We start from the raw sequence: 26822 nt of genomic DNA on the forward strand, positions 1-26822 counted from the left end.
AAGAACCGCGCTATTCTACTCAGTTTCCGGTGCTTCGCTTACCACTTTACGAAATATCGCCCGCAGTGCAGACAGGTCACCCATCGCCCCGCTCTGATTAGCCTGATTCCACTCCTCAACCGGAATGCCATCCCAGCTCAGCACATACCCTGCATGAATCGCTAACTGTTCGAAGAAAATACGCTGCGCCAGACCGCTACCAATGCGAAACGGATGCAGCACATTGATTTCGCAATAATAGTGCGCAAGACGATCGACAAACTTGTCTTCCGGTAATCCCACCAGCCAGGACTCATCTTCCAGGTCCTGCATCAGTGCATTGCCCTCTTTCTCGATATAGGCGAAATGGCAAAAGCGAGTATCGCCCTGGTAAATATCGACTTCGCGCAGGTGTCCCGCCCAGTCAAAAATATCCCGATACAGCTGGCGATGAATGGCGCACAGGTGCGGTAAGCCCCGTTTAAGCGGCCCCAATTCGATAGTCGCCGCACGCAGCGCCGTCAGTTCATAAGCCGCCTGCGCCAAACGCTGCGCCTGATGAATCCCCAGACGGTTACGCATGACATTCAGGCCCGGATATAAATACGGGTCGCGACCATCACCGAATTTATCGCTCATAGTGCCTCCTCAGCTCTTCAAGACGCGCCAGAGCGTCTTCAGCACTCAGAGTAACCCGTAGAATATCTACGCCTTCCAGCCGTCGGCTGGCCTGGAAATTGGCGTTTCGCCGCTGTTCCCACAGCCTGGACTTTTGTTTATCGGTGAGTTTTTTCACGTGACCTCCCTGAATGAGCCGACACTTGCCACAAGTATAAGCAGCAATTTCGGGTTACGCAGAGAGAGGGGGGAACGCGGGCAAGAACTACCCGCGCGAGATACGATTACGGCAGAACTTTAGCAGAAAGGATAACAATCGGTTTTGACGGAACATTCTGGTATGGACCGACATCATGGGTCTGTACCTGAGAGATCTTATCCGCGACATCCATACCTTTCACAACTTTTCCGAAGACAGCATAGCCAAAGTCGCGCTGGCCGTGATCGAGGAAAGCGTTGTCTGCAATGTTGATAAAGAACTGGCTGGTCGCGCTGTCTTTATCCGCAGTGCGCGCCATAGCAATCGTGCCGCGGGTATTACGCAGTCCGTTATCGGCTTCATTCTTGATTGGCGGGTTAGGTTTCTTCTGCTGCATCTGCTCGGTAAAACCGCCACCCTGCACCATGAAGCCAGGGATCACACGGTGGAACGTAGTGTTGTTATAGAAACCGCTGTTGACATAATCGACAAAGTTTTGCACTGAAACCGGGGCTTTCTGACTGTTCAGCTCCAGCTCAATGTTACCAGCAGAGGTTGTCAGCAGAACATGAGGGTCACCTTTTGCTGCCAGTGCTGCGGGAGAGAGAGCAGAAAGAGCGAGAACAGCTGCAACAGCCGCCAGAGTCGATTTGAGCATGAGAATTCCTTAACAAGAGCAGAAATGAAGCAAGTGAATTGATTCTAAAGAGCCTTCAAGGACAAGGCCATCCCTTTACCTAATTTTACGTACTTGAAACAAATGTAACCTTACTGCCGCATGAATCAATGTGATTTAGATCACATACAAAAATGTAATAAACAAAGTCATTACCAATAAATATTTAAATACATCACAAAAGCGCCTAAAATCTGCCCGCTCACGGCGCAGTCAATGCGCCTTACACTTCTATACAGGCCAGTCATGACTAACAGCAATCGCATCAAGCTCACATGGATTAGCTTTCTCTCCTACGCCCTGACAGGTGCGTTGGTAATTGTCACCGGGATGGTGATGGGAAACATCGCAGATTACTTCCATTTGCCCGTTTCCAGTATGAGTAACACCTTCACCTTCCTGAATGCCGGCATTCTGATCTCTATCTTTCTGAATGCATGGCTAATGGAAATCGTGCCCCTGAAAACCCAGTTGCGCTTCGGCTTTATCCTGATGGTACTGGCAGTCGCCGGACTGATGCTCAGCCATAGCCTGGCCTTGTTCTCTGCCGCCATGTTTGTATTGGGTCTTGTGAGCGGTATAACCATGTCGATTGGTACGTTCCTGGTAACTCAAATGTACGAAGGTCGCCAGCGCGGTTCCCGCTTGCTGTTTACTGACTCCTTCTTCAGCATGGCCGGGATGATTTTCCCGATGGTTGCCGCGTTCCTGTTAGCGCGCAGCATCGAATGGTATTGGGTCTATGCCTGCATCGGCCTGGTATACGTCGCTATTTTCCTGCTGACCTTCGGTTGTGAATTTCCGGCACTGGGTAAACACGCTCAGCAGTCAGACGCGCCGGTAGTAAAAGAAAAATGGGGGATTGGCGTGCTGTTTCTGGCGATCGCCGCGCTGTGCTACATCCTCGGTCAGTTGGGCTTTATCTCCTGGGTTCCGGAATACGCCAAAAGCCTGGGTATGAGCCTGAACGACGCAGGTAAACTGGTCAGCGACTTTTGGATGTCTTACATGGTTGGCATGTGGGCGTTTAGCTTCATTCTGCGTTTCTTCGATTTGCAACGCATCCTGACCGTACTGGCGGGTCTGGCCACCGTACTGATGTATCTGTTTATCACGGGTACGCCGGAACATATGCCGTGGTTCATTCTGACGCTGGGCTTCTTCTCCAGCGCGATTTATACCACCATCATTACCCTTGGCTCCCAGCAGACGAAGGTCGCCTCACCCAAACTGGTTAACTTCGTTCTGACCTGCGGCACCATTGGTACTATGCTCACCTTCGTGGTAACCGGCCCTATTGTGGCACATAGCGGCCCGCAGGCGGCATTGCAGACGGCTAACGGCTTGTATGCGGTTGTATTCGTAATGTGCTTTATTCTTGGCTTCGTCACGCGTCATCGCCAGCATAACGCGCCAGCAACGCATTAATCTCAGTGTCGGGGGCGCTTCGCTAGCCCGGTCTACACACTGCCGGATGGTATCCACATCATCCGGCATATTTTCGCCTCCTCTCTTCTTTCACTGGTCATGTAGGCCAATTCTTACAAAAACCCCTTAATTTGTACGCTATTTATACAAACACGAAAACTCAAATAATTCCGTCACTTATAAAAATGCTGACAAATCAGTTATATACCTCTTAAGGAGTATATAAGGGCGAATTTGATTTGCATCAATAAGTGCGGTTGCTGAATCGTTAAGGTAGGCAGTAATAGAAAAGAAATCGAGGCAAAAATGAGCAAAGTCAGACTCGCTATTATCGGTAATGGTATGGTCGGCCATCGCTTTATTGAGGATCTTCTTGATAAATCCGACGCTGCCAATTTTGATATTACCGTCTTCTGTGAAGAACCCCGCAAAGCATACGACCGCGTACACCTGTCTTCCTACTTCTCCCACCACACCGCCGAAGAGCTTTCTCTGGTGCGTGAAGGATTCTACGAGAAGCACGGCGTTAAGGTGTTAGTGGGCGAGCGCGCAATTACCATTAATCGCCAGGAGAAAGTAATCCACTCCAGCGCAGGTCGTACGGTTTACTACGATAAGCTAATCATGGCGACAGGCTCTTACCCGTGGATCCCACCGATTAAAGGTTCGGAAACCCAGGACTGCTTCGTTTACCGCACCATCGAAGACCTCAACGCGATTGAGTCTTGCGCGCGCCGTAGCAAACGCGGTGCCGTGGTCGGCGGTGGCCTGCTGGGCCTGGAAGCCGCTGGTGCGCTGAAAAGCCTCGGCGTTGAAACCCACGTGATTGAATTCGCCCCAATGCTGATGGCTGAACAGCTGGATCATATGGGTGGCGAGCAGTTACGTCGCAAAATTGAAAGCATGGGCGTGCGTGTGCACACCAGCAAAAACACCAAAGAGATCGTTCAGGAAGGCACCGAAGCGCGCAAAACCATGCGTTTTGCCGACGGTAGCGAACTGGAAGTCGATTTCATCGTCTTCTCTACCGGTATTCGTCCACGCGACAAACTGGCCACCCAGTGCGGCCTTGACGTCGCGCCACGCGGCGGTATCGTCATTAACGACACCTGCCAGACTTCTGACCCGGACATCTATGCCATCGGCGAATGTGCAAGCTGGAACAACCGCGTGTATGGTCTGGTCGCTCCTGGCTACAAAATGGCGCAGGTTGCCGTTGACCATATTCTCGAAACTGAAAACGCCTTTGAAGGCGCGGACCTGAGCGCCAAGCTGAAGCTGCTCGGCGTTGACGTCGGCGGTATTGGCGACGCGCATGCTCGCACGCCGGGCGCACGTAGCTATGTCTATCTCGACGAAAGCAAAGAAGTCTACAAACGCCTGATCGTTAGCGAAGATAACAAAACCCTGCTCGGCGCGGTTCTGGTTGGCGACACCAGCGATTACGGCAATCTGCTGCAGTTGGTGCTGAACGCCATTGAACTGCCGGAAAATCCAGATTCACTGATTCTGCCAGCACATGCGGGCAGCGGTAAGCCATCTATCGGTGTCGATAAACTGCCGGACAGCGCGCAGATTTGCTCCTGCTTTGACGTCACCAAAGGCATGCTGGTTGCCGCTATCAACAAAGGCTGCCATACCGTTGCGGCGCTGAAAGCGGAAACCAAAGCCGGTACCGGATGTGGCGGGTGTATCCCGCTGGTAACGCAGGTCCTGAACGCCGAACTGGCGAAACAGGGTATCGAAGTTAACAACAACCTGTGCGAACACTTCCCGTATTCACGTCAGGAACTGTTCCACCTGATCCGCGTAGAAGGCATTAAAACTTTCGAAGAGTTGCTGGCTAAACACGGTAAAGGTTACGGCTGCGAAGTGTGTAAACCTACCGTGGGTTCCCTGCTGGCGTCCTGCTGGAATGAGTACATCCTCAAACCGCAGCACACGCCGTTGCAGGACACCAACGACAACTTCCTGGCTAACATCCAGAAAGACGGTACTTACTCCGTGATCCCGCGCTCTGCGGGCGGTGAAATTACCCCTGAAGGCCTGGTGGCCGTGGGCCGTATCGCGCGTGAATTTAACCTGTACACCAAAATTACCGGTTCTCAGCGTATCGGTCTGTTCGGCGCGCAGAAAGATGACCTGCCGGAAATCTGGCGTCAGCTGATTGAAGCTGGTTTTGAAACTGGCCACGCGTATGCCAAAGCGCTGCGTATGGCGAAAACCTGCGTAGGTAGCACCTGGTGTCGTTATGGCGTCGGCGATAGCGTCGGCTTCGGCGTGGAGCTGGAAAATCGCTACAAAGGCATTCGTACCCCGCACAAAATGAAATTCGGCGTCTCCGGTTGTACCCGCGAATGTGCGGAAGCTCAGGGCAAAGACGTGGGTATCATCGCCACTGAGAAAGGCTGGAACCTGTACGTTTGCGGTAACGGCGGGATGAAACCTCGCCATGCAGACCTGCTGGCAGCAGATATCGATCGCGAAACGCTGCTCAAGTATCTTGATCGTTTCATGATGTTCTACATCCGTACCGCCGACAAACTGACCCGTACCGCACCGTGGTTAGACAATCTGGAAGGCGGTATCGAGTATCTGAAGTCCGTCATCATCGACGACAAGCTGGGCCTGAACCAGCATCTTGAAGAAGAGATGGCCCGTCTGCGTGAAGCGGTGGTCTGCGAGTGGACAGAAACCGTTAACACTCCATCCGCGCAGGTTCGCTTCAAACACTTTATCAACAGCGATAAACGCGATCCGAATGTCCAGGTTGTGCCTGAACGTGAACAACATCGTCCGGCCACGCCTTATGAGCGTATCCCGGTGACTCTGGTGGAGGAAAACGCATGAGCCAGTGGAAAAACATCTGCAAAATCGATGACATTCTGCCTGCAACAGGCGTCTGCGCCCTGTTAGGTAACGAGCAGGTTGCAATTTTCCGCCCGTATCACAGCGACCAGGTGTTTGCGATCAGCAACATCGACCCGTTCTTTGAGTCCAGCGTGCTTTCTCGTGGGCTTATTGCTGAACATCAGGGCGAATTGTGGGTTGCCAGCCCGCTGAAAAAACAGCGTTTTCGTTTAAGCGACGGACTGTGCATGGAAGACGAACAGTTCTCCGTGAAACATTACGAAGCGCGAGTGAAAGACGGCACGGTGCAACTGCGCGGTTAATAAATTTTTGGGAGGCGCAACGCCTCCCCTTTTTTGACGTATTTGTAGGTCTTTTATTGGTAGGCCTGATAAGCGTAGCGCCATCAGGCAATTGCAAAAGCACATTGCCGGATGGCGGCATAAATGCCTTATCCGGCCTACGGTTACGATTTCTTTTTATTTTTGTACTTCAAGGATAATCAACACATGTTCACAGACACTATCAATAAGTGTGCGGCTAACGCTGCGCGCATCGCACGCCTGTCGGCAAATAACCCGCTCGGGTTCTGGGTCAGTTCGGCAATGGCAGGGGCCTACGTTGGCCTCGGCATCATCCTTATTTTTACCCTTGGTAACCTGCTCGACCCGTCCGTACGTCCGCTGGTGATGGGTGCAACCTTTGGTATCGCCTTAACGCTGGTTATTATTGCCGGTTCAGAACTGTTTACCGGTCACACCATGTTCCTGACGCTCGGCGTCAAAGCGGGCACCATCAGCCACGGCCAAATGTGGGCTATCCTGCCGCAAACCTGGCTGGGAAATCTGGTCGGATCCGTGTTTGTCGCCCTGCTTTATAGCTGGGGAGGCGGCAGTCTGCTGCCGGTCGATACCAGCATCGTCCATTCGGTCGCGCTGGCGAAAACCACCGCGCCTGCAACGGTGCTGTTCTTTAAAGGCGCACTGTGTAACTGGTTGGTTTGTCTGGCAATATGGATGGCAATCCGTACCGAAGGCGCGGCAAAATTCCTCGCTATCTGGTGGTGTCTGCTGGCGTTTATCGCTTCCGGCTACGAGCACTCGGTGGCCAACATGACGCTGTTTGCCCTCTCCTGGTTCGGTCATCACAGCGAAGCTTATACCCTGTCAGGAATTGGTCATAACCTGCTGTGGGTGACACTCGGTAATACTTTGTCCGGTGTCGTATTCATGGGATTAGGTTATTGGTATGCTACGCCAAAATCGGAGCGTCCGGCTCCGGCAAAAATCAACCAGCCAGAGGCGGCTTCTAATAATTAATTAAGGGGTAATGTCGTGGACCATTTGCCTATATTTTGTCAACTACGTGACCGCGACTGCTTGATCGTCGGCGGTGGTGATGTCGCAGAACGCAAAGCGCGGTTACTGCTGGAAGCGGGCGCCCGTTTAACGGTTAATGCACTGGCGTTTATTCCGCAGTTCAAAGTATGGGCAGATGAAGGCATGCTGACGCTGGTTGAGGGACCGTTCGATGAGTCCCTGCTCAACACCTGCTGGCTGGCTATTGCCGCCACCGATGACGATGCCGTCAACCAAAGCGTCAGCACCGCCGCGGAGTCACGTCGTATCTTCTGCAACGTGGTCGACGCGCCAAAAGCAGCCAGTTTTATCATGCCCTCTATTATCGACCGCTCGCCGCTGATGGTGGCGGTCTCCTCCGGCGGGACATCGCCGGTGCTTGCCCGTCTGCTGCGTGAAAGGCTTGAATCCGTACTGCCTCAGCATTTGGGCCAGGTCGCACAATATGCCGGCAAGTTGCGCTCCCGGGTGAAGAAACAGTTTGCCAGCATGGGTGAACGTCGCCGCTTCTGGGAAAAATTGTTCGTGAATGACCGCCTGGCGCAGTCGCTGGCGAACAATGACCTGAAAGCCGTCGAGGAAACCACCGAGCAAATGCTCAGCGAACCGCTGGATCACCGTGGTGAAGTGGTGCTGGTTGGCGCCGGTCCTGGCGATGCCGGCCTGCTGACGCTGAAAGGGCTACAGCAGATCCAGCAAGCGGATGTCGTGGTCTATGACCGCCTGGTTTCCGACGACATCATGAACCTTGTACGCCGCGATGCAGACCGGGTGTTCGTCGGCAAACGTGCGGGCTATCACTGCGTACCGCAGGAGGAGATCAATCAGATCCTGCTGCGTGAAGCACAACAGGGCAAGCGCGTGGTACGACTGAAAGGTGGCGACCCGTTCATCTTTGGCCGTGGTGGCGAAGAGCTGGAAACGCTGTGCCATGCCGGTATTCCATTCTCTGTAGTGCCTGGTATTACCGCAGCATCCGGTTGTTCTGCCTATTCCGGCATTCCACTGACCCATCGTGATTACGCTCAGAGCGTGCGTCTGGTTACCGGACACCTGAAAACCGGCGGTGAGCTGGACTGGGAAAACCTGGCGGCCGAGAAACAGACGCTGGTGTTCTACATGGGACTGAATCAGGCAGCCACCATCCAGGAAAAACTGATTGAATTTGGCATGCAGCCTGATATGACCGTCGCGCTGGTAGAAAACGGGACTTCCGTGAAGCAACGCGTCGTCAACGGGGTTCTGACACAGCTCGGCGAGCTGGCACAGCAGGTTGAAAGCCCGGCGCTGATTATCGTCGGTCGCGTGGTTGGACTACGCGATAAGCTGAACTGGTTCTCGAATCATTAATTGAATGCTAATAAATGCCCTGATATTCAGGGCATTTATTTATGATTCACAAAAGTTAATATTTAATCTAAATAAAATATCATTCATCAATTTATTAATAATAGATACATTTCATAGCATTTTAATTCATTAAAAATATAATTTACCCTAACATTATCACGTCCTTATTCGGACTATTTAAAATCTTCCTTAGTTGATATCTTAACCGCCGAGAAATGGATTTCATCCATTTAAAAAATAGATATCTTACAAGGATTTTATCATGTTTAAATTTGCAAAAATCACCATCGTGGCAGGTGTACTGGCTACGTTGACCGCATGTACTGGTCATATTGAAAACACAAAAAACAACTGTAGCTACGATTATTTATTCCATCCGGCGATTTCAATTTCTAAAATTATCGGTGGCTGCGGCCCGGCTGCAAATCAATAATATACGCGATTGCGCAGATACAAAAAAACCGGGAATTTCCCGGTTTTTTCATTTTAGATTTACGCTCACTCACATGCACTCACGCTTTCCCGCAAAATCCGCAGCACCGTGTCCTCGCCACTGCGATTGGGATTAATACGAATCGCATAGTCGCTCAGCTCTGGATTCGCTTCACGGAAGGTCCCGGAGAGGCGATAAAACAGCGGCGGGATTTCATATTTCGACTCCGCTCCTACCGGATACGGTAGCGCACCTCTCTCTTGCGCCGCTTTCAGCACACCGGCGGCAATCGGCTGGTGAAACTCCACGATCAGCACCTTCGACTGGGCATTAGCAATAACCGCTTTTTTCACCTCAGGTATCGCTCCACTATCGAGCAGATTCAGCAGACGCTCAGAAACGCCAGCCTGCACCGCATGCATCACCGGAGCGAAAACCAGACCGCGAAGTACCTCGAGCGCCTGCGCTCCCTGGATCTGGCTGCCGCCGGAATAGAGGGTGCTACGAATTTTAGCGATGACCTCTGCCTTGCCGACAACCGCCCCTACGCCTTCCGGGCCGAAGAGCTTAAAGCAGGAAAAGGTGGACAGCGTCGCCCCACACTCGCAGCCGATACCCTCTACTTTCATCACCGCGTAGTTATCATCGGTTAACGTCGGCACGTCACACCGTGTAATTTCCGCCAGTACCTCGGCTAAAATATAGCTGTCCTGTGGTTGTTGACGCGTATGCTGCACCAACGCTGCATCGGGGCGGTGCTCAGTGATAGCCCGCTTAATCGCCGAAAGATCGTTGAAATCAGTCCTGACCAGCACGATCCCCATCTGATCAATAAGCACCTGTGTAGTGGGATACACAGGCGCATCATGAACCAGAAGCTGCTGGCCGGGTTTGAGCAGTGCGGCCAGCCCGGCGCGAATAGCCCCGGTGCCAGCACCCTGAACCAGCACGGCGGCTTCAGCATGAAACGCCTCGGCCAGCACCTTTTCCACACGCTGCGTGACCCGGGGCTGATTCAGCCCCGGGGCCAGCCCCAAATCGCCACCGGCCAGAAAGTCAGCGCCAGGAAAGTGACGGCAGAGCGTATCCACCAGCGCAAACTGCTTTTGTTGTGCTTGCGCGAGCGTAAGACTTTGCAGAGGGAACGTCTTCATGTTTTACGCCTCCTCAGGCCGGAACAAACAGACCAAACCAGTAGAGAATATTCAGCACAATACCCGTAATCATCACCGCCACGACCGGGGCCGCCATCTTCTGCACCGGACGCCCTATCGATTCGTTAAGGAAGTAAATCGCCACCGCAATCGAGAAACCGGTGTAGCCAGCCATCTTAATGGCGGCAAAAATCGAGCCTATCAGCAGCGCCATTTCCATCAGCATATTCATCGCATTACGAATATTGTCCGATGCGTTACGCACTGACGGATAACGCCCCAGCCATTTGCCAATTGAGCGCAGCAGCAGCGCTTCCGCGGAAATCACGATAGCGCCCAGGATGGCCGCTATCCACGGGTTCGGAGCCAGATAACCAACGGAATAAACAAAGGTGAAGCCCGCTACCGCGTATACACCGGTTGCCAGCGCGGTGGTGGCAATCAACGGCACAAAACCCAACCCACGCATAAATTCCGCCAGCGCCGCCTGGTTAACCAGCGTCTGCGATTGCTCAGGCGTAATCCCCGCTGAATAGGCTTTTTCCAGCGTAAAAATTGAGACCTCGCTACCAGCAAAAATTTTCATACTGGCAACGGCGGCAATCAGCGCGCCGACAATCGCGATGTACGGCAGGTTTTTAATAATCCGTGAGGTTCGTTCTTCAAAGACCGATAGCCCGCTGGCATCCATCTCCTCATCACCGCGATGGCGAATATCATGCGTAATGGCGATCGCCAGCAGCATCATCATCCCCACAAAAATCTCAATTGATTCCGGGTTCAGATGCGGGAAGTAACGCACCACCACCACGCGGGTCATCAGTACTACCACCGCCGCGATAATGCTGTGCTTCCAGCCAAACTGGTAGAAAATCGCCACCAGCGGGAAGAGTGCGAATGCGGAAACCACCGGAGAACTCAGCTCACCGAGGCTGCCCAGTACATCAACCGGCAGCGCCGTGAGCAAATGGTTCACCGGCAGCAGGCAGGTCAGAATCAATATGCCCCAGATAGCGCCCAGACCGAACGCGAGCAGGCTGTTCATTGCCAGCACGCCGAGAATATCCGTCGGCAGAAACAGCAGCCAGGCGTTGAGCAAGCCGGTTTTCAGGGTAAAGGAGATCCCCACTGACGCGACAAAGCCGATACTCAGACCAAACGCGATACTTCCCGCCTCCCGGCGGTTCATGTACCCCTCGATCAGCTGCGGCAGGATCGGGCGGATGCCGTCATGAAAGACGGCCGCCGAGCGGTGTGCCAGAAGTGACGTCATGCCGGTCAGGCAGGCCACCACCACAATCTGAATATACAGATCCATAGTCATGCCTTTTATTTCAGGTGGTTAACCAGCATCGGAATCGCATGTTCAACATGTTCGACGGAGAGACCAAACGCCACTTTCCCTTCCGCAACCATTTTTGCGATATGTTCGTCTTTCGCCTTAATACCCGGCTTGGCGATAGTGCAGCTTTTGTTGTAGCCAATCACCGCGATGGCAATCGACAGTGCTGCACCCGCGCCGGTGTTACAAGCGCCGATGTAGTAATCCAGTTGTCCGGATTTCACCTTCATCGCCGCTTCCATATCGTTATGAATGGAGACTTCAAAGCAGCCCGGTGCTGCGGTTTCGATGGTTTTTTTAATCTGCTCACGCTGTAAGCCAGCAACGCCAATCTTTTTCATGATTCTGTCCTTATTGGAAAAATTTTGAGGGGTTATCACGTAACATCGTGTCCACATCGGCCTGACTGAATCCTGACTGGCGCAGCTGTGGGATAAAGGTGGTTAACAGATAGTCGTAGCCATTGCCGCCATTGGCTTTTAAATGCGAGCGGCGGGTAATGTCCATAGAGAGCATGACGTGGCTAAGCAGTCCACGATCGCGTATCGCGTGCAGCATGGCGATGCGTTTCTCGTCCGGGTAATAGTTGTTTTTTCCGATGGTATCGAATTGCACATACGCGCCGAGCTCGATCATGCGTAAGATATTGTCGAGATTATCTTTCAGGTCGCAGTGACCAACGGTTACGCGGGAAAGGTCGACGCCGTGCGCCTGTAGCAACACCAGCTGTTCCACTCCCATCGTGCTAAAAGAGGTATGGGTTGAGATGGGGCGTCCGGTTTCGATGTGTGCCCGTGCCGCGGCGATAAACACCTTCTCTTCAAGCGGCGTAATCACGCCTTCACTAGAGCCAATTTCCGCGATAATTCCGGCCTTCAATTCAGTACCATCAATACCGATGACTATCTCATCGACCATCTCCTGCGCGAGCTGTTCCACGCTGTGCGCCGCAACATGTTCAGGGAAGAACGCATCCTGGTAATAGCCTGTGCAGGCCACGACGTTGATTCCGGTATCGCGCATCAGGTCGAGCATGAATTGCGGATTACGTCCCATATAGCGGTTGGTCATCTCAATAATGTTGCTGACGCCTGACGCCCGGAGATCCTTCATTTCCTGACAAATGAGATCGTACTGATCTAACCGGCAGTCGAGGTTATTCTTAAATCCGGAGAGATCGATATGCAGATGTTCGTGGACCCAGGTGTAGCCCGTCGGATCAAAGTTCATAAGGTGTCTCCTGTAAGGCGCAATGCCGAGAGAAAAGAACAGCCGTTTTGTGGCGCCGCCGCGCCGAAAAATTCACACACCGTAGCGCCAACATCGGATAACGTCGCCCGGATGCCTAATTGCGCAGGCTCAAGCCCCTGTTGATACACCAATACCGGCACAACTTCCCGGGTATGGTGGCTGTGCCCTATGGTCGGATCGTTGCCGTGATCGGCCATGACCACCAGACAGTCATTTGGCTCCATAGCGGTCAGAAGGCGTGAAAGATTAAGATCAACAAGCTGCAGCCGTTCGGCATAACGTGCGACGTCTTCAGCGTGTCCGGCGAGATCGGTTTCCTGAATGTTGGTACAGATAAATACCGTCGATTCCGCGTTAAATTCGTTAAGCGTGATATCCATAATCTGCTGGCTATCCACCAGGTTTTGCCAGCTGCGCCCGTGCGGATTGCCAACGATGTCCGCCACTTTACCGACCAGCACGGTAGGGATTCCGGCGTCATGCAGTTTTTGCGGTACCTGTACCTGCTCATCTACGCCATAGCCCATATGCCTGACCTGAAAACCGCTTTCATACGCGCCGGAGCGTGGGGCATTAATGCCGACAAAGCGCCCTTCCATCGTTTCGGCGGCATCCAGAATGCGCTGGCTGTTCGCAAGCTGGCCGCCAAAGGTGATGACGCGCCCGACCTGAACCTGTTCACGCACTACGCGGCCAATCTTTAGCACCTCATCAAACGCAATAGCGGACAGGTTGGCTGTGACGTTGTAGACCTGACCTAAATCCGCCTCTAGGTTATCGCCCACTGCAACCGCATCGTTGATCCAAAGAAACGACAGGTCACCGCCGCGGCGTTCCACCTGCCAGCCCGCGACTTTCAGCGCTTGCTCAACGCGATCAATAACGTCGCTAAATGGCATCCGCAGCGGTGCCTGAGGCCGTGTGCCTAAAATCTCCTGATGGCCCATAAAGGTATCTCCCCCTTCATGCTGCAGCTCCGCAACGCCCCAGACTGCCGATTCCGAAGGTTTCATCACGCCCGGCGCAAAGCCCAGAGCGTTAATCAGCCCCAACTTCTCAAGCGTTGGCAGCCGTAACTGCGGGAGTTCGCCCAGGATATGACCACAGGTATTCGCTCCGGCATCCTGCGGTCTGACCCGCGTGACGTCTTTCATTGCGCCAACGCCAAAACTGTCGATTACCAACACCACAAATCGGGCCATTAGTCCTCCAGAATATTGCCGAGACTGTCGTATCGCGCGACGATTTCAGCTACGCCGCGCTGAATGCCCGACACCAGCACCACGTCGCTACGCGTCACGAAGATCTGGGTGCGAAAACAGAAGATCACCGCGCTGCTCACCGGAAACTCACCGGCCACAGGCAGGTAGTAGTCAATGCTGCTGTCGTCCACGGGTTTTAGCTTCGCTGCGATCGGCGCATCATTTTCTGGCGTAAAGACCAGCGCATTTTGCGCATGGCCGCGACGATAATAGCCCCCGCCGTAGCAATAACTGTCTCCGCGAAAATTGTGCGATATCTCGCTCAACCACAGCATCGCAATGCGTTCCGGCTGGTCGCCTTTTTGATTGGAAGGAATGGTGCCGGTCAACGCATGACCCGGCTCCGCATGGGTGACGCCATATTCCGCCAGCAGGGGGAGTGACGAACAGCTACTGGCTGACGGCGCATTAAGCTGCTCAATGGCAATCCCGGCCTCAACCAACTGACGTCGGGCATTTACCAGCGTATGCAGATTAGGCGTCGGCATCGTCTGCGCGGAGTTTTCATCCCATAACAAGCAGGGGAAATGGGTGAGGCCGCTCAGGCGCAGGCCCGGCAGCCTGCGGATTTCATTGACCACATCCGTCAGATACATCAGCGGAAATCCGCTTTCCTGCCCCGGGTAGAGAAAATCATCTTTGTCGTACACCTTCAGCATCACGTTCTGTTCACAGCCGGCCTTCACCGCAGCAGCGGAAACTTCGCGCGCTTTCTCCAGTGAGAACAATGTGATGACTTCAGTACCTTGCGCTACAGCCTCATTGACCAGCCGCGACGGGATCTGCACCAGATGTCCCTGATGCGCAACCGGCAACCCGGCACGGCGCATGACGCGACTCTCCTTGTAATCGACAACCACGATGCCTTCATAGCCAAGCTGCAACAGTTTCTCCGCCAGCCACGGGTTACGTCCAACCTGTTTGGTCATCAGATACAGCGAGATACCATGTTGCCCCGCGACATCCAGCAGACGTTTGCCATTCTCAATAACCTGGTCAACATCAATGACCCAACTATCAGGGGCGATCTTTCCCTGCTGCCATAACGCGATAGCGGCGGAGATTAGCGCGGGGTTCTGGCGTTTCAATGCGTCTATAAACATTTCTCGGCCTCGTTTCTAATCCTTCAGTTAAATATTCATTTTTTTGAATATTTAAGATGCAATAAGCTCATTCCCCATTGATTTCAGACGCCTTCGTTCGCCGCCATCCACAATCCATACAAGTTCGCCAGCATATAGCCTTCTTCATTCGCGTGCAGCGCCACCGTAAACTCTTTCATCAGCGCCTGATGTACCAGCAAAATAGTTGGCCAGAGATGAGATTGCGCCAACTCCTCCAGCAACTCGCCATCCAGCGCTTCAATCACTTCGCCCTGGCGGCTGCGCATTAACGCACTCGCCATATGGGTCATCGCCATGGTTCCTTGCTCGCTGTGAATCGGCAAACGCCACTCTTCATCCAACCGCCTGACCACTTGCAGCATGCCGCTACAAATATCCTTGTCGATAACGCCTGCTTCACACAGCAGGTTAAGCCTGTTTTCCATGTCGTTTGCCTTCACTTAATAACTGGGTTCCTGTTCACCGTTCGCCACACGTTGTTGGTGGGCAAGCAGCGCCTCTTTGTTAACAACGGCGCGCAGTAGCTGCTGCATCGCATAATCCTCTGCGCGGGTAAGTACCACGGCCTCCGTGGCCTGCAGAAATCGCGGGTCGTTGGTGAGCGGCGTGGCTTCTAACCCCAGTACCGCCAGCTCGGCCTCTGCAACCACGTTCCAGATAACCGCATCCACATCCCCTTTCGCGATGCGCTGCAAGCTTTCGTGATAAGGCATATCGATCAATTCAACGTTACGGTTGCCAAAACAGGCCTCGGTCATGATTTTCTGATCCGCCGAACGGTTATCGAGCCCGACACGTTTTACAACTGCAGATTCGCCCTTGCGACAAATTAGCTGATGCTCGCCAACGTAGGTATGTGGTCCCAGCGCCAACGTGATGCGCAGCCCGTCCTGAGCAAGGTAACTTTCCGCCGCCAGACGAGAAACCACCGCCATGTCGTAGACGCCGTTTAGCAGGCATTCCACGCGAATATCAGCCCCACGCATGTGTGCGTAATAAAACGGGATCCCATCGAACTGCGCTTTCAGCCCACTCGCCAGCCCTTCATATAAACGGGTGTAAGGCAGCGGCATCGCACAGACCACGTTATTAATATCCACATGCTTTAGCAGCGTACGGTTATCCATCTCCACCAGATAGCTACCGTTGCGCCCACGACGCTCAATACGGATTGCCCCAGAGGATTCCAGCGTTTTCAACGCAGCCTGGGTTAACCCTACCGATGAGTGACACTCGGCTGCCAGTTCATCGATAGTTTTCAATCTGTTACCGCACTTCTCACCGAGCAGGTAACGGGCCAGGGTTGTCAGCACAACCCCCTCTTTCTTGATAAATGTCCGACGCATTTTATATTTTCAGTAAATTGAATATTTATATCTTCATTAAAGTGAAGATATAACGCAATGAGGAAATATGCAAACGGCGAGGCGCTTCACATTTTTTGAGGTTCACAAACCAACAGGCGAAAAAAAACCGGGCGTAACCCGGTTTCTTCAACAACACAGAGCGCATTACGGCTTGGCGACAAAACCAATCGCTTCGTAAACGGCTTTCAGCGTAACAGACGCACGTGCGCTGGCTTTTTCCGCACCGTCTTTCATCACTTTCTGCAGGAAAGCTTCATCGTTACGGAAACGGTGATAACGCTCCTGAAGCTCGGTCAGCATACCGGAAACGGCCTCTGCGACTTCACCTTTCAGATGACCATACATTTTGCCTTCGAAGTGCTGTTCCAGCTCCGGAATGCTCTGGCCGGTGACCGCAGAGAGGATATCCAACAGGTTGGAAACGCCCGCTTTGTTCTGCACGTCGTAGCGTACAACAGGCGGCTCTTCAGAGTCGGTCATCGCGCGTTTGATTTTCTTAACCACAGATTTCGGATCTTCCAGCAGACCGATCACGTTGTTGCGGTTGTCATCCGACTTGGACATTTTCTTCGTCGGCTCCAGCAGCGACATCACGCGCGCACCGGATTTAGGAATGAACGGCTCAGGCACTTTGAAGATCTCGCCATACAGGGCGTTGAAGCGCTGGGCGATATCGCGGCTCAGTTCCAGATGCTGTTTCTGATCTTCGCCAACCGGTACCTGGTTGGTCTGATACAGCAGAATGTCTGCCGCCATCAGTACCGGATAATCAAACAGGCCGGCGTTGATGTTCTCCGCATAGCGTGCGGATTTATCTTTGAACTGGGTCATACGGCTCAGCTCGCCGAAGTAGGTGTAGCAGTTCAGTGCCCAACCTAACTGTGCATGCTCCGGTACGTGAGACTGCACGAAAATTGTACTTTTTTCAGGATCGATACCGCATGCCAGGTACAGCGCCAGCGTATCGAGCGTTGCTTTACGCAGCTGCTGCGCATCCTGACGAACGGTGATGGCATGTTGGTCAACGATGCAGTAGATGCAATGGTAGTCATCCTGCATGCTCACCCACTGACGCAGCGCACCCATATAGTTGCCAATGGTCAATTCACCTGAGGGCTGTGCGCCACTAAAAACGATGGGCTTAGTCATTTTTTGATTCCTGATTTTCGCTATGCGGAAGCCCGAGAGCGGGCAGTAGTTCATTAATACGGTCGTAAATAACGTCGGGCTGGCTCAGCGCGATCGACTCACCGTAGTTGTAGCCATAGGTCAGGCCAACGGACGGACAGCCAGCAGCTTTTGCCGCCTGAATATCATTGCGTGAATCCCCTACGAAGAGCATTTGCTCAGGCTTGATGCCAAGCTTGCTTGCCACCAGCAGCAGCGGATCCGGATGCGGTTTTTTATTCTGCACGTCGTCACCACCGATGACCACGCTAAAGTATTTGGCGATATCTAATGCTTCGAGTAATGGTGCGACAAACGGGGTCGGTTTGTTGGTCACCAGACCCAGCGGCAATCCTTTCGCATGCAGCGCGCCCAGCGTGTCGGCAACATCAGGGAACAGGAATGTCCCCTCTTCTGCGACATCACCGTAGTATCTGTCGAACAGCTTACGCAAAATACGTACCTGTTCCTCAGCGGGAATATCATCATCAACGGGCGGTTTACCCATCGTTTTACGTAATGTCGCGCGCTCCTGACGAGACCACGCCAGCGCGCGCTCCATCAGTACGTCTGCACCGTTGCCAATCCAGGTGATAACGCGTTCTTCTCCGGCAACCGGCAATTCCAGCGCATACAGCGCCATATCCACCGCTGCGGCTAATCCCGGCGCGCTGTCGACCAGCGTACCGTCGAGGTCAAATGCAGCGCCCCGAATATCCTGAAACTTATCCATGACTTACCTTCGCCAGTTCATTGCGCATTTCATCAATGACTTTTTTGTAGTCTGGTTGGTCGAAAATCGCGGAGCCTGCGACAAACATATCTGCGCCTGCCGCGGCAATTTCGCCAATGTTGTTCACTTTGACACCGCCGTCCACTTCGAGGCGGATATCGTAGCCAGATTCATCAATGCGACGACGCACTTCGCGCAGTTTATCCAGCGTTTGTGGGATGAAGGACTGCCCGCCAAAGCCTGGGTTAACGGACATCAGCAGGATCACATCAAGCTTATCCATGACGTAGTCCAGATAGCTCAGCGGCGTTGCCGGGTTGAACACCAGGCCCGCTTTACAGCCATGCTCTTTGATCAGCTGTAAAGTGCGATCGACATGCTCGGAGGCTTCCGGGTGAAAAGTAATGATGCTGGCACCGGCGGCGGCGAAGTCCGGGACAATACGATCGACCGGTTTCACCATCAGGTGAACATCAATCGGGGCAGTGATGCCATATTTACGCAGCGATTTCAGTACCATCGGTCCGATGGTCAAGTTCGGTACGTAGTGATTGTCCATGACGTCGAAGTGCACAACGTCGGCACCGGCAGTCAGCGCCCTCGCGGTGTCCTCACCCAGGCGGGCAAAATCAGCCGACAGAATTGAGGGGGCGATCAAATACTGTTTCATCCGCTTCTCCTTGAGATTTATTTCTTCGCAGGCGTTACGACTCCTGGTTTATACAGTGCCAGCAGTTCGTTCACCTTTTTACGCGTGCCGCCATTGCTGCTTATGCTGCGCCGCACTTTGACCTGAAAATGTTTCGCCGCTCGGTACCATTCACGGGTATCGGGCGTGTCATGGTTCGAAATTAACACTGGGATCTGCTTACTGACCAGCTTTTCTGCCATCTCGGCCAAATGCGCCTGTTCTTTCGGGCTAAAGCTGTTGGTGTGATACGCAGTGAAATTTGCCGTCGCCGAAAGTGGTGCATAAGGCGGGTCGCAATAGACCACAGAGTTGCTATCCGCACGGTCCATGCACTCTTCATAGGAGAGGCAATGGAACTCCGCATTCTGCGCTTTCTCAGCAAAATGGTACAACTCGGCTTCCGGGAAGTAAGGTTTTTTATAACGCCCAAACGGGACGTTAAACTCGCCGCGCAGGTTATAACGGCATAATCCGTTGTAACCAAAGCGGTTCAGATACAAGAACAGCACTGCTCTGCGGAACGGATCCTGGCTGGCATTAAATTCTTCTCTGAACCGATAGTACACCTCAGCCTGATTGGTTTCAGGCATAAACAGCTCACGAGAAGCCTGCACATACTCATCGGTACGCGTCTTCACGATGTTATAGAGACTGATAAGGTCGCTGTTGATATCGGCAAGAATATAACGAGAAAAGTCGGTGTTGAGAAACACCGACCCGGCACCCACGAAAGGTTCAATCAGGCACTCACCCTGAGGTAAATGCCGTTTGATATCATCAAGCAGGGGGTATTTCCCCCCTGCCCATTTCAAAAAAGCGCGATTTTTTTTCATGCTGACTAACTAATTACACCTTCTCCGGCTGTGGAGAAAGCTCCGACAGCATCCTGCGCTTTAGTCTTTGTCCCGCAATTGGGCGAAACAGCAAACCATTGCAGAACATATCCTATCTTACTTCAAATCGGCCTGAACCTGGTGCAGCGGTTTTGCCCACGGGTTTTTCGCCTGAATATCAGCGGGTAACGTAGACACTGCACGTTTCGCATCTTCTTTAGACGCATACACGCCTGTCACCAGAACATACCACGGTTGACCGTTACGCGTCGTCTGGTACACCACATAGTTCTTCAGGTTTTCTTTCTTCGCCCAACCGTTCAGATTGTCGTAGTTAGAAGAACTGCTGAGCTGCAGCGTGTAATGGCTGGACGGCGCAGATTTTAACGCTCCAACGTTACCTGCACTTTTCGCTCCGCCAGCAACAGGTGTTGTCGTTGTTGCTGTCGCCGTTGGCGCAGGCGTTGCGGTCTGTGCTGGCGCCGTCGTGGTTGCTTTCGGCTCAGCGGTCGCTTTCGGCGTAGCGGTTACCACAGGCGCTTTGGTTGTGGTAGTCGGCGCAGTTGCGGTTGGTTTTGCCTGGGCAACAGGTTTCGGCTCTGTCGGCGTCGCTTTCACCGTAGTTTGCGGTTTGATCTTCGGCTCAATTACGGCCTGTTTACGTTCCTGATGCGTAGCCGCAGGACGTTCAGTCGTTTCCGTTTTCGCAGTCTGGCGCGCAGCATTACCATTACGCATCGGCGCAACGGTCGCAGGTTCGGTCGGCAGCGTAGAGTTAACCACAGCGTTGTTAACTTGCTCCTGGCCTTGCGGTTGTGTCAGAGCGTTGTTCAAATCGCCCTGCACTTCAACACGCTGCTGCCCTTCAGTTGCCGCAGGTGCCTGACCTTGAGTCGGGGTAGAGGAAATCGGTGGCAGGGAAACATCCTGCTGGGTATTGCCAGCAGTCTGCTCTGCGCCCGTTGCAGGTGTCGTTGCACTCGCCTGATCCGTTGCATTGCTGCCAGAGAGATCGATGCTCTTCTCACCAGATGCGGCCTGCTCATTGGAAGAAGATGAGGGGGCTTTCAGCGCAGAACCAATGCCGATAATCAGCAGCAGCAGTACCAGAACACCCACGCCCATCATCATATACTGGCGGGAGGCAGGCTTGCTGGCGACTTTCTTACGCTTGCGCGGACGACGTTCTACACGCTCTTCATCCACGGTATCGTCATCAGATTCATACTCTTCTTCAATGTTCTGCTCTTCATCACGCTCTTTGCGTGCGCGCGCAGGACGGCGATCGTCAGCATCCAGATCAACATCATCAAAATTGATTTGCGGCTCATTATCGCGTTCAGACGATTGACGAGAACGACCAGTACGACGATCGCTGGGATCGGGTTTCAGCTCGTCTTCTGGTTTGAATTCATCCATTTAACACCCCACTCAAAGGTTAATGCTTACGACTTTGCACATAACCTGAAGCTAAAAGACCTACGTTTCGCAACGTAAGCCTGACCTTTCTTGTTGTTACGCCTGCTGGCAATCAGCAATAGCGTTAAGAACCACCTCGTGCGACACTCCGCCGCGCACTTCACTCTTCCCTATCGCTCGCGGAAGCACCAAACGAATCTCTCCCGCTAACACTTTTTTATCTCGCAGCATGTGCGGCAGATAAGCCTCAGTGGACATTTCACGCGGCCCGTTCACCGGTAAGCCTGCTCGCTGTAACAGCGTAATGATGCGCTGCGTATCAGCGGAGGTGAACTGACCCAAACGTTCAGACGTACGGGCAGCCATTACCATACCTGCTGCAACTGCTTCACCATGTAACCAATTGCCATAACCCATTTCAGCTTCGATCGCATGGCCAAACGTGTGCCCCAGATTCAGTAAAGCACGTAAGCCCATTTCGCGCTCGTCTGCTGCGACAACTTCTGCTTTCAGCTCACAACAACGACGAATACAGTACGCCATCGCCGGACCGTCCAGACGCAACAACGCATCCAGATTGTCTTCCAGCCAGCTGAAAAATTCACCGTCAAGAATGATGCCGTATTTGATCACTTCCGCCAGCCCCGATGCCAGCTCACGCGCAGGAAGCGTTTTCAGACAATCGAGATCCACCACCACGGAGGCCGGTTGGTAAAACGCGCCAATCATGTTTTTACCGAGGGGATGGTTTACGGCGGTTTTGCCGCCAACGGAGGAGTCGACCTGCGACAACAGGGTTGTCGGGACTTGAATAAAACGAACACCACGTTGATAGCTGGCTGCCGCAAAACCGGTCAGATCGCCAATCACGCCGCCGCCAAGGGCAACTAACGTGGTATCACGACCGTGCGGTTTTTGCAGTAACGCGGTGAAAACCGTATCCAGAACCGTCAGGCTTTTATGCTGCTCGCCATCGGGAAGGATAACGCTATCAACGTTAACACCCGCCTGTTCAAGTACGCCGCGAACCTTATCGAGATAAAGGGGGGCCAGGGTTTCGTTGGTCACCAACATAACCTGATCGCCCGATTTCAGCGGTAAGAATGAAGCTGGCTCATTGAACAAACCAGCCGCGATGGTGATAGGGTAACTACGTTCCCCGAGAGTGACTGTGATCCTCTCCATTACGCGACATCCACCTTAGTTACTTGTACCCGCAGACGAGTGTGTATTCAGCCAGAATTAGTTGCTTTCCAACATATGAATAATCTGGTTTGCTACGACTTTTGCGCTCTGATCGTCGGTGCGAATGGTCACGTCAGCAATCTCTTCGTACAGAGGATTGCGTTCGTCAGCCAACGCTTCCAGAACTTCACGAGGCGGTGATTCTACCTGCAGCAACGGGCGTTTCTTGTCACGTTGAGTACGCGCAAGTTGTTTTTCAATTGTCGTTTCAAGATAGACCACGACGCCACGCGCGGAAAGACGGTTACGTGTTTCACGTGATTTTACAGAGCCACCGCCAGTTGCCAGCACAATACCCTGTTTTTCCGTCAACTCGTTGATGACTTTTTCTTCGCGATCACGGAAGCCGTCTTCACCTTCTACATCGAAGACCCAGCCCACATCAGCTCCGGTTCGTTTCTCAATCTCTTGATCAGAATCGTAAAATTCCATATTGAGTTGTTGAGCTAACTGGCGCCCAATAGTGCTTTTTCCGGCACCCATAGGCCCAACCAGAAAGATATTGCGTTTCTCTGCCATTTTTTCGGTACTACTAAGACTATTCGTTAATGGTAAACCCGCTTCGCAGACACCCAGCGCAGCAGGACATGAACTGAAACCTCATAAGATATTGCGAGAGTCAGACTGAAAATTATCTCAATACTCAAGCGGGTTTGGCAACTGAATAAATCACCAAACCTAACGCATTTCTGGTCGTGGCAGGCATGCTACCCTGCAAACATCAGACCTGGCGACGTATCGCGCAGCCAAATGACACCCAATAAGCCTATGGCACACCACCGGAAAGGCAAAGCGTATTCACTGCCGCATAAGTAAAGAAAAGTACCGACGCTCAAATCGGTACTCCTTGTATGCTAAATACACCCTCACGTCAAATCCCTGAAACGTGTTCAGTGCAAAAACAATGGCTTTTCATGCATAAGTTATTCCGTTGAAACCAGTCTGGGCGTTATAAAGACCACTAATTCGCGCCGTTCATCTTCTTTACCATCATGGCGAAAAAGAGAGCCAAGCCAGGGAATGTCGCCTAATAGCGGCACGCTGTCGGCTGCGGATTTATTCTTATGTGAAAAAATCCCGCCAAGCGCAATCGTCTCGCCGCTTCTTACCTCGACCTGCGTTTCAATCTCTTGCTTGTCGATAGCCAACACTTCGCCATCTGCCTGCTGTAGAACCTGTCCCGGAACATTCTGGCTGATATGCAGTTTCAGCCTGATTCTCCCTTTCTGCAACACCGTTGGCGTCACCTCCATCCCCAGTACCGCTTCCTTGAACTCGACGGATGTCGCACCGCTTTCACCGCTGGAGACCTGATAAGGGATCTCACTGCCCTGCTTAATACTGGCAGGTTGCAGGTGAGATGCCAGTAATCGTGGACTGGCAATGATATCCAGTTGCTGTTTTTGCTCCAGCGCAGACAACTCCAGTTCCAGTAAACGACCGTTAATACGGCCAATGTTAAATCCCACACGGGATGTGGCGGTGGCTACAGAGAGATCGCTGGCAAGCGTTGTGACATTCCCAACCGCCCCCGGTTGTTGTGCGTCAGCCAGTGACCACTTCACCCCCAGCTCACGCAAACTTTTCTCATTAATGGTGACGATATGCGCCGCCAGTTCAACCTGGGCAACCGGCAAATCCATTTGCGCCACCCACGTTTCCAGGGTGTTGAGAACAACACGATTGTCACGCAGCAGTAAGCGGTTGGTTCGTTTATCCACCGTCATGCTTCCTTTGGCACTGAGCAGCTTTTCTCCGGCTTTTACCAGCTCTGTGGCATCAGCATAGTGCAAAATGATGCTGCGATGTTCCAGCGGAAGACTAGCCTGAATCCGCGCCTGCTCGTTTTCCTGGCGGGCCGCATTTTCACTCTGCCATTGAACAGAATGCACATGCAGAATATTGCCCTCCTGGCGTAATACCAGACCGGCGCTTTTCACCACCGTCTGCAATGCCTGCTTCCAGGGCACATTCGTCAGATGCAGCGACAGCACACCGCTGACATCCGGCGAAACCACCAGGTTTTTTTGTTCCTGTTCAGCCAGCGCCTGCAATACCTGCGTAACCGGCACATCATCGACTACCAGCGTCACGTTTTGCGGTTTCGTCGCCAGCGCGCTTGTTATCCCGACCGCCAGTGCCATTACTATCAACGCTATCCATCGCTTCATTTACCGCTCCTTGTCGCTGCCACTGCCACCGCGGCGGTTCGCAGTTTTTTTCTGTGTCGAGAGTTATGTTCTGGGCCGTTATCTGCATAATCGTCCAACCGTTTTTCAGGACGTCATTTCGCTTAACCCGCCGCCATTTTTTCTGGCTATCCTGAACGATGCCGATGGGTCGTGTGCCCTGACTCACCATGCCCTGAAAACGCCATGTCGACAGCTCAGCAATTTGACAACGGTCCTCCGGCGGCAGGAAGGGATTACGCATACCGGTAAGCATCAGTACGCTTACGCATATCAACAGCCAGCGCTCAACCATCATTCAGGCGCTCCAGCTTTAGCGTTAGCAGCAGCTCCGTGCCTTCTGCGCTAAGCGAAAATCGGCTGACGTTCATCCCCTGAGCCGCCAACTGGACAAACGTCAGCGGGATAGCATCCCAGGCCGATATCAGCGCCATCTCTCCCCCCTGAGCTGAGGGTTGCCAGTGGATAAGACGGGTAAGTGAATTCTGAAACAGCAGCGGGGAGAACAGGGGCAGTTTCTCTTCTGACTCTGCTGGTGATGCCGCCAGCAGATATACATCTCGCCATTGCATCTGAATAGCCGCACGTTGCTGGACCAGCGACTCGCGTTGCATAGTCCGCTCCCGCGCTACGGGGTAAAGACATAGCGTCACCAGTATGAGTAACCCCAACATCCAGCCGCACCAGCATATGATTCGAAAGCGTGGCGACTGCGCTAACCAGACATCACAGAGCGTTATCATGCGCACCGCTCCGTGTCAGTCGAAAGTGGAATTGCCAGCGTCCCTGCGCATCCTGCTGCGTTTCTCCAGGGCTGTTCAACATAAACAACGGCAACTGGCGTAATTGCGCTTCCAATGCCTTCAATGCGGCAAAGTTCAGTGTGTTTCCCGTCAGTTCCAGCGTGTCCTCCTGCCAGGTCATTTTTGTTAACCACGCCTGCTCCGGCAGTAATTCCGCCAGCCCTTGCAAAGCCCGCTGCCAGCTTCGGGTCTGCTCACGCTGTTTGTTCCGCGCCTGAACCTGCTGCCATCGTTGCTGGCGCTGTTGCATACGCGGCTTCAGCGCCATGAGGGCCTCGGCCCGCGTCTTTTCGGCGTCTGCCAGCAACAATTCAGCCCGATTTTCTACACTCAAAGCGCTGTAATAGCGCAACAACACTCCAATACTAAGCAAGAGTGAAGCGCTAAATAAGATGCCCCAGAAGCGCAGGCAAGCGTAACGCCGAGCCTGACGCCAGGGCAGAAGATTAATGGTCGCAATCATCAGTACACGCCCCCCATAGCGAGTCCCAGCGCAATGGCGAAGTGATGGCTTTGCGTTGGAATGGGCGGCTGGCGTACAAACACGGCGCTTAAAGGATCGAAGCCGCCGGGGGAGCATTGCGCAATGGCTGTCGTGGGCAGAGATAATGTCGTGGCAAGCTCCTCGATACAGCTAATATCGCCCGTTGATTTACGTCCCCATGCTGAACGGGTCGCCCATAACCACTGGGCATCATCACGCCATACCAGACACTGGTGATGCTCCGGCAGGAAGGGAATAAATCGCTGTAACGCGCTGGCGTCCGGGGTAATCGCCGTAACCTGCACCTTCAGGGTTTGGATAAGCGTCAGAAGCGCTGAAATCTCTTTGCTTTGCGCAGCAGTGACGTTAAACGCCGGGCTCAACGTGTCTTCGCTATAATCAAAATGCAGCGCATCCGGCGCCATATCCAGTTCACGCGCCATCGAACCGGACAACCATGCGGTTTGCTCTGGCTCGCGTAACGTCATTGTCGGACGAGGAAACTTTTTTTGTAACGTCCTGTTGGCGGGAAAAGAGAGATGAATATGGTGTCGGCGAGGGAGCTCCCGACTCCACGACAGTAGCGCGGCGACCAGCTGTTCAGGCTCGCGAATGTGGCCATCGACGATAACCTGAGGCGTCAGCGGTATACGCCACCAGCGTTGCAGATACCAACCTGATGCTTCGCGAACGATAGCGACAGCCAGCACTTCATGTTGCTGAATATGCAGACCAATTTTCCAGATATTGAAAGCCATTGCTGATGATCTCCTTATCACCCGTCGCTTTAACGGGTATATCAATGCGTCTGGCTTGCCTTTATACTACCGCGCGTTTGTTTATAAACTGCCCAAATGCCACTAAATG

29 protein-coding genes are annotated in these 26822 nt (G+C 53.1%); 6 read left to right on the plus strand and 23 right to left on the minus strand.

All coding sequences use genetic code 11. The features are described from left to right. Positions 1-15: 15 nt before the first annotated feature. From WC1_RS03075 to ppiA, 3 genes are all read right to left on the minus strand, one after another. Positions 16-618, minus strand: a complete 603-nt coding sequence (locus tag WC1_RS03075) for a putative adenosine monophosphate-protein transferase Fic (RefSeq protein ID WP_003023599.1) — start codon at positions 616-618, stop codon at positions 16-18. Further along, a complete protein-coding gene (locus WC1_RS24155; protein WP_003023597.1) occupies positions 608-775 on the minus strand; it encodes a YhfG family protein in 168 nt (55 codons plus the stop codon). Before WC1_RS24155 ends, WC1_RS03075 begins: the two co-directional genes overlap by 11 nt. A gap of 106 nt (positions 776-881) precedes the next feature. Further along, positions 882-1454 (minus strand): peptidylprolyl isomerase A, encoded by a 573-nt coding sequence (gene ppiA / locus WC1_RS03070; protein ID WP_003023595.1) that lies wholly within the window; start codon positions 1452-1454, stop codon positions 882-884. A 264-nt stretch (positions 1455-1718) separates the two neighbouring features. Between ppiA and tsgA the strand changes: the two genes are divergently transcribed. The 6 genes from tsgA to WC1_RS24160 all read left to right on the plus strand — a co-directional run bounded on the left by tsgA (position 1719) and on the right by WC1_RS24160 (position 8891). Next, positions 1719-2900: an MFS transporter TsgA gene (gene tsgA, locus WC1_RS03065; protein WP_003023593.1), complete on the plus strand. Its 1182-nt coding sequence runs from the start codon at positions 1719-1721 to the stop codon at positions 2898-2900. A gap of 306 nt (positions 2901-3206) precedes the next feature. After that, the gene (gene nirB, locus WC1_RS03060; RefSeq protein WP_003023592.1) at positions 3207-5750 is read left to right on the plus strand and encodes an NADPH-nitrite reductase large subunit; all 2544 of its coding nucleotides are present in this window, start codon (positions 3207-3209) and stop codon (positions 5748-5750) included. Continuing rightward, entirely contained in the window at positions 5747-6073 is a 327-nt protein-coding gene (nirD, locus tag WC1_RS03055) for a nitrite reductase small subunit NirD (RefSeq protein ID WP_003023590.1), read from the plus strand. Before nirB ends, nirD begins: the two co-directional genes overlap by 4 nt. Before the next feature lie 186 nt (positions 6074-6259). Further along, entirely contained in the window at positions 6260-7069 is an 810-nt protein-coding gene (nirC, locus tag WC1_RS03050) for a nitrite transporter NirC (RefSeq protein WP_016151090.1), read from the plus strand. Between the two features lie 15 nt (positions 7070-7084). Further along, on the plus strand, positions 7085-8458 hold the full coding sequence (gene cysG / locus WC1_RS03045; protein WP_016151091.1) for a siroheme synthase CysG: 1374 nt from the start codon (positions 7085-7087) through the stop codon (positions 8456-8458). A 262-nt stretch (positions 8459-8720) separates the two neighbouring features. After that, the gene (locus WC1_RS24160; RefSeq protein WP_003837939.1) at positions 8721-8891 is read left to right on the plus strand and encodes a YhfL family protein; all 171 of its coding nucleotides are present in this window, start codon (positions 8721-8723) and stop codon (positions 8889-8891) included. A 65-nt stretch (positions 8892-8956) separates the two neighbouring features. Here WC1_RS24160 and WC1_RS03035 read toward each other — a convergent pair whose 3' ends face one another. The 20 genes from WC1_RS03035 to WC1_RS02950 all read right to left on the minus strand — a co-directional run bounded on the left by WC1_RS03035 (position 8957) and on the right by WC1_RS02950 (position 26713). Further along, the gene (locus tag WC1_RS03035; protein WP_016151092.1) at positions 8957-10045 is read right to left on the minus strand and encodes an aminotransferase class I/II-fold pyridoxal phosphate-dependent enzyme; all 1089 of its coding nucleotides are present in this window, start codon (positions 10043-10045) and stop codon (positions 8957-8959) included. 13 nt (positions 10046-10058) lie between these two features. Next, positions 10059-11363 carry a YhfT family protein gene (locus WC1_RS03030; protein WP_016151093.1) on the minus strand — a complete coding sequence of 435 codons (1305 nt, stop codon included), beginning with the start codon at positions 11361-11363 and terminating at the stop codon, positions 10059-10061. Between the two features lie 11 nt (positions 11364-11374). Further along, positions 11375-11728, minus strand: coding sequence for a DUF2620 domain-containing protein (locus WC1_RS03025; RefSeq protein WP_003023576.1), 354 nt, complete (start codon positions 11726-11728; stop codon positions 11375-11377). Positions 11729-11738: 10 nt separating this feature from the next. Beyond that, positions 11739-12617 carry a phosphotriesterase-related protein gene (locus WC1_RS03020; protein ID WP_016151094.1) on the minus strand — a complete coding sequence of 293 codons (879 nt, stop codon included), beginning with the start codon at positions 12615-12617 and terminating at the stop codon, positions 11739-11741. Continuing rightward, on the minus strand, positions 12614-13840 hold the full coding sequence (locus WC1_RS03015) for a phosphopentomutase (protein WP_016151095.1): 1227 nt from the start codon (positions 13838-13840) through the stop codon (positions 12614-12616). The genes WC1_RS03020 and WC1_RS03015 overlap by 4 nt, the downstream gene beginning before the upstream one ends. Then, entirely contained in the window at positions 13840-15003 is a 1164-nt protein-coding gene (locus WC1_RS03010) for a YhfX family PLP-dependent enzyme (protein ID WP_003023571.1), read from the minus strand. The genes WC1_RS03015 and WC1_RS03010 overlap by 1 nt, the downstream gene beginning before the upstream one ends. A gap of 83 nt (positions 15004-15086) precedes the next feature. Continuing rightward, positions 15087-15449 carry a hypothetical protein gene (locus WC1_RS03005; RefSeq protein ID WP_003023568.1) on the minus strand — a complete coding sequence of 121 codons (363 nt, stop codon included), beginning with the start codon at positions 15447-15449 and terminating at the stop codon, positions 15087-15089. 15 nt (positions 15450-15464) lie between these two features. After that, complete coding sequence (yhfZ, locus tag WC1_RS03000) at positions 15465-16370, minus strand: GntR family transcriptional regulator YhfZ (RefSeq protein WP_003837923.1); 906 nt, start codon at positions 16368-16370, stop codon at positions 15465-15467. Positions 16371-16535: 165 nt separating this feature from the next. Next, complete coding sequence (gene trpS, locus WC1_RS02995) at positions 16536-17540, minus strand: tryptophan--tRNA ligase (protein ID WP_003023564.1); 1005 nt, start codon at positions 17538-17540, stop codon at positions 16536-16538. Then, positions 17533-18291: a phosphoglycolate phosphatase gene (gph, locus tag WC1_RS02990; RefSeq protein WP_003837920.1), complete on the minus strand. Its 759-nt coding sequence runs from the start codon at positions 18289-18291 to the stop codon at positions 17533-17535. The genes trpS and gph overlap by 8 nt, the downstream gene beginning before the upstream one ends. Continuing rightward, positions 18284-18961: a ribulose-phosphate 3-epimerase gene (gene rpe / locus WC1_RS02985; RefSeq protein ID WP_003023561.1), complete on the minus strand. Its 678-nt coding sequence runs from the start codon at positions 18959-18961 to the stop codon at positions 18284-18286. Before rpe ends, gph begins: the two co-directional genes overlap by 8 nt. 17 nt (positions 18962-18978) lie before the next feature. Beyond that, entirely contained in the window at positions 18979-19815 is an 837-nt protein-coding gene (gene dam / locus WC1_RS02980; RefSeq protein ID WP_003023558.1) for an adenine-specific DNA-methyltransferase, read from the minus strand. Positions 19816-19932: 117 nt separating this feature from the next. Next, positions 19933-21234 (minus strand): cell division protein DamX, encoded by a 1302-nt coding sequence (gene damX, locus WC1_RS02975; RefSeq protein ID WP_016151096.1) that lies wholly within the window; start codon positions 21232-21234, stop codon positions 19933-19935. Between the two features lie 96 nt (positions 21235-21330). Next, positions 21331-22419: a 3-dehydroquinate synthase gene (aroB, locus tag WC1_RS02970; protein ID WP_003837915.1), complete on the minus strand. Its 1089-nt coding sequence runs from the start codon at positions 22417-22419 to the stop codon at positions 21331-21333. A gap of 57 nt (positions 22420-22476) precedes the next feature. Next, positions 22477-22998 carry a shikimate kinase AroK gene (gene aroK / locus WC1_RS02965; RefSeq protein ID WP_003023552.1) on the minus strand — a complete coding sequence of 174 codons (522 nt, stop codon included), beginning with the start codon at positions 22996-22998 and terminating at the stop codon, positions 22477-22479. A gap of 404 nt (positions 22999-23402) precedes the next feature. After that, positions 23403-24650, minus strand: coding sequence for a DNA uptake porin HofQ (gene hofQ, locus WC1_RS02960; RefSeq protein ID WP_016151097.1), 1248 nt, complete (start codon positions 24648-24650; stop codon positions 23403-23405). After that, entirely contained in the window at positions 24553-24966 is a 414-nt protein-coding gene (locus WC1_RS0122985) for a HofP DNA utilization family protein (RefSeq protein WP_032948200.1), read from the minus strand. The genes hofQ and WC1_RS0122985 overlap by 98 nt, the downstream gene beginning before the upstream one ends. Beyond that, the gene (locus WC1_RS0122990) at positions 24956-25411 is read right to left on the minus strand and encodes a HofO family protein (RefSeq protein WP_032948202.1); all 456 of its coding nucleotides are present in this window, start codon (positions 25409-25411) and stop codon (positions 24956-24958) included. Before WC1_RS0122990 ends, WC1_RS0122985 begins: the two co-directional genes overlap by 11 nt. After that, on the minus strand, positions 25395-25934 hold the full coding sequence (locus WC1_RS02955; RefSeq protein ID WP_003847989.1) for a PilN domain-containing protein: 540 nt from the start codon (positions 25932-25934) through the stop codon (positions 25395-25397). The genes WC1_RS0122990 and WC1_RS02955 overlap by 17 nt, the downstream gene beginning before the upstream one ends. Beyond that, positions 25934-26713 carry a type IV pilus biogenesis protein PilM gene (locus WC1_RS02950; protein ID WP_003847992.1) on the minus strand — a complete coding sequence of 260 codons (780 nt, stop codon included), beginning with the start codon at positions 26711-26713 and terminating at the stop codon, positions 25934-25936. Before WC1_RS02950 ends, WC1_RS02955 begins: the two co-directional genes overlap by 1 nt. Positions 26714-26822 lie beyond the last annotated feature (109 nt).

The organism is Citrobacter sp. KTE30 (assembly GCF_000398825.1).
GTDB lineage: Bacteria > Pseudomonadota > Gammaproteobacteria > Enterobacterales > Enterobacteriaceae > Citrobacter > Citrobacter freundii.

Excerpts from the sequence above, each read along its gene's own strand:
- WC1_RS03075 (WP_003023599.1), bottom strand. The coding sequence starts at position 618 with ATGAGCGATAAATTCGGTGATGGTCGCGACCCGTATTTATATCCGGGC.
- ppiA (WP_003023595.1), bottom strand. The coding sequence starts at position 1,454 with ATGCTCAAATCGACTCTGGCGGCTGTTGCAGCTGTTCTCGCTCTTTCT.
- tsgA (WP_003023593.1), top strand. The coding sequence starts at position 1,719 with ATGACTAACAGCAATCGCATCAAGCTCACATGGATTAGCTTTCTCTCC.
- nirB (WP_003023592.1), top strand. The coding sequence starts at position 3,207 with ATGAGCAAAGTCAGACTCGCTATTATCGGTAATGGTATGGTCGGCCAT.
- nirD (WP_003023590.1), top strand. The coding sequence starts at position 5,747 with ATGAGCCAGTGGAAAAACATCTGCAAAATCGATGACATTCTGCCTGCA.
- nirC (WP_016151090.1), top strand. The coding sequence starts at position 6,260 with ATGTTCACAGACACTATCAATAAGTGTGCGGCTAACGCTGCGCGCATC.
- WC1_RS24160 (WP_003837939.1), top strand. The coding sequence starts at position 8,721 with ATGTTTAAATTTGCAAAAATCACCATCGTGGCAGGTGTACTGGCTACG.
- WC1_RS03035 (WP_016151092.1), bottom strand. The coding sequence starts at position 10,045 with ATGAAGACGTTCCCTCTGCAAAGTCTTACGCTCGCGCAAGCACAACAA.
- WC1_RS03030 (WP_016151093.1), bottom strand. The coding sequence starts at position 11,363 with ATGGATCTGTATATTCAGATTGTGGTGGTGGCCTGCCTGACCGGCATG.
- WC1_RS03025 (WP_003023576.1), bottom strand. The coding sequence starts at position 11,728 with ATGAAAAAGATTGGCGTTGCTGGCTTACAGCGTGAGCAGATTAAAAAA.
- WC1_RS03020 (WP_016151094.1), bottom strand. The coding sequence starts at position 12,617 with ATGAACTTTGATCCGACGGGCTACACCTGGGTCCACGAACATCTGCAT.
- WC1_RS03015 (WP_016151095.1), bottom strand. The coding sequence starts at position 13,840 with ATGGCCCGATTTGTGGTGTTGGTAATCGACAGTTTTGGCGTTGGCGCA.
- WC1_RS03010 (WP_003023571.1), bottom strand. The coding sequence starts at position 15,003 with ATGTTTATAGACGCATTGAAACGCCAGAACCCCGCGCTAATCTCCGCC.
- WC1_RS03005 (WP_003023568.1), bottom strand. The coding sequence starts at position 15,449 with ATGGAAAACAGGCTTAACCTGCTGTGTGAAGCAGGCGTTATCGACAAG.
- yhfZ (WP_003837923.1), bottom strand. The coding sequence starts at position 16,370 with ATGCGTCGGACATTTATCAAGAAAGAGGGGGTTGTGCTGACAACCCTG.
- trpS (WP_003023564.1), bottom strand. The coding sequence starts at position 17,540 with ATGACTAAGCCCATCGTTTTTAGTGGCGCACAGCCCTCAGGTGAATTG.
- gph (WP_003837920.1), bottom strand. The coding sequence starts at position 18,291 with ATGGATAAGTTTCAGGATATTCGGGGCGCTGCATTTGACCTCGACGGT.
- rpe (WP_003023561.1), bottom strand. The coding sequence starts at position 18,961 with ATGAAACAGTATTTGATCGCCCCCTCAATTCTGTCGGCTGATTTTGCC.
- dam (WP_003023558.1), bottom strand. The coding sequence starts at position 19,815 with ATGAAAAAAAATCGCGCTTTTTTGAAATGGGCAGGGGGGAAATACCCC.
- damX (WP_016151096.1), bottom strand. The coding sequence starts at position 21,234 with ATGGATGAATTCAAACCAGAAGACGAGCTGAAACCCGATCCCAGCGAT.
- aroB (WP_003837915.1), bottom strand. The coding sequence starts at position 22,419 with ATGGAGAGGATCACAGTCACTCTCGGGGAACGTAGTTACCCTATCACC.
- aroK (WP_003023552.1), bottom strand. The coding sequence starts at position 22,998 with ATGGCAGAGAAACGCAATATCTTTCTGGTTGGGCCTATGGGTGCCGGA.
- hofQ (WP_016151097.1), bottom strand. The coding sequence starts at position 24,650 with ATGAAGCGATGGATAGCGTTGATAGTAATGGCACTGGCGGTCGGGATA.
- WC1_RS0122985 (WP_032948200.1), bottom strand. The coding sequence starts at position 24,966 with ATGATGGTTGAGCGCTGGCTGTTGATATGCGTAAGCGTACTGATGCTT.
- WC1_RS0122990 (WP_032948202.1), bottom strand. The coding sequence starts at position 25,411 with ATGATAACGCTCTGTGATGTCTGGTTAGCGCAGTCGCCACGCTTTCGA.
- WC1_RS02955 (WP_003847989.1), bottom strand. The coding sequence starts at position 25,934 with ATGATTGCGACCATTAATCTTCTGCCCTGGCGTCAGGCTCGGCGTTAC.
- WC1_RS02950 (WP_003847992.1), bottom strand. The coding sequence starts at position 26,713 with ATGGCTTTCAATATCTGGAAAATTGGTCTGCATATTCAGCAACATGAA.